Source organism: Streptococcus cristatus, from assembly GCF_008369405.1.
In the GTDB taxonomy this organism is placed as follows: Bacteria; Bacillota; Bacilli; order Lactobacillales; family Streptococcaceae; genus Streptococcus; species Streptococcus cristatus_G.
Map to the genome: position 1 here is coordinate 1 of NZ_VSJJ01000024.1, position 1,434 is coordinate 1,434.

Annotated in this window: 1 protein-coding gene; it reads left to right on the forward strand. The window is 44.8% G+C overall.

What is annotated here, in order from left to right; translation table 11 throughout:
* Positions 1 to 1,434 (forward strand): mucin-binding protein (locus tag FXF62_RS10680; protein ID WP_455750036.1); only part of this gene is annotated, 1,434 nt, incomplete at both ends.

The window sequence follows — 1,434 nt, forward strand, 5'->3', positions numbered from 1 at the left end:
AAATACGATACCATAGTCGCGGGTTACTTAGCACAAGGTTACGAAGTGGCTTCTCAGGATGCTCTGCCAGGTCAATTTGACACAGACAGCAGTGTGGATCAAAACGTAGTGATTCGCTTGAAACACAAAGTATCAACTTCTACAGAAACTAAGACTGTAACTCAAATGATTAACTACGTCTACGAGGATGATAATACACCAGCAGCTCCAGAGAAGAAATCTACCTTGACTTTCTCTAGAGAAATAAAAACAGATGAAGTAACAAAGAATACTACACCAGAGGCTTGGACACCATCTACTGGAACCTTCCCAGAGGTAGTTTCTCCAACTGTTGATGGTTACACCCCAGATAAGGCTAAAGTTGACGCAGAAAACGTAACTGCTAATCAGGATGATATCACCGTTACGGTTAAATACAAGGCAGACAAGCAAAAAGTAACCTATACCATCATTGATGATACAACTAATACCACTTTGGAAGATAAGAAAGAGCTTACAAATGGTAACTCTGATACTCCTCTTCCAAATGGTACAGAAGCTAAGTATGATTCAATCGTGGATGCTTATCTAGCCCGAGGTTATGAATTGGTTTCGAAAGATCCGCTTCCAGCTAAGTTCGACCTTGATAGTAACTACGATCAAAATGTAGTTGTTCACTTGAAGCATGGTACCACTGATATCCAAGAAAGCAAGGATGTAAACTTGACTGTTCGTTACCATGGTGCAGGAGGGCAAACCCCAGCTGACCAAGTACAAACAGCGACTTGGACTCGTACCGTGAAGACAGATAAGGTGACTGGTCAACCAGTTTCTGCCACAGCTTGGACAAGCGACAAAGCTAACTATGACGCTGTGCCGTCGCCAGTGATTCCAGGTTACAGCGTAGACATTGCGACTGTTCCAGCAGAAGCAGTTACCCAAGAAAATATTGTTAAGGATGTGCACTACACGATCCAAACGCAAAAAGTGACGTACACAGTTGTAGATGAGACAATAGGTCAGACTCTGGAAAACCAAGTTGAATTGACAACAGGTGAATCAGGTGCAGCTCTTCCGGCCGCAGCTCAAACGAAATACGATACCATAGTCGCGGGTTACTTAGCACAAGGTTACGAAGTGGCTTCTCAGGATGCTCTGCCAAGTCAATTCGACACCGACAGCAGTGTGGATCAAAACGTAGTGATTCGCTTGAAACACGGCACAACGGATAGCCAAGAAAGCAAGTCTGTGAACCTGACTGTTCGTTACCATGGTGCAGGCAGCCAAACACCAGCTGACCAAGTTCAGACAGCAAATTGGACTCGTAGCGTGACGACAGATAAGGTGACTGGCCAACCAGTTTCTGCCACATCTTGGACAAGCGACAAAGCAAACTATGATGCTGTGCCATCGCCAGTGATTCCAGGTTACACTGTAGATGTGGCGACAGTTCCA